This window comes from Salipiger sp. ABF4_146 (genome assembly GCF_056161345.1).
In genome coordinates this window covers 1-291 of the sequence record NZ_JBSWYX010000090.1, presented here as the reverse complement: position 1 = coordinate 291, position 291 = coordinate 1, and the positions used below count along the sequence as shown (strand labels likewise).

Below are 291 nucleotides of genomic sequence, written 5' to 3'. Positions count from 1 at the left end.
TCACCGGCGAGGATGGGCTTCTCGACTCCACGCTCGATACAGTCGCAGGCGATGACGGCCTGCTCGACAGCCTCACCGGCGAAGAGGGCATAGTCACCGGCACGCTCGATGCGGTCGCCGGAGAGGACGGGCTCCTCGACTCCACCCTCGATATCGTGGCGGGGGACGATGGCCTGCTGGATAGCCTCACCGGCGAAGACGGCATCGTCACCGGCACGCTCGATGTGGTCACCGGAGAAGACGGGCTTCTCGACTCCACGCTCGATATCGTGGCGGGGGACGATGGCCTGC

Annotated in this window: 1 pseudogene; it reads left to right on the top strand. The window is 66.3% G+C overall.

The window, feature by feature from the left end:
- Positions 1-291 (top strand): annotated as a pseudogene (locus ACXAJT_RS27680) (hypothetical protein); the annotation flags it as partial.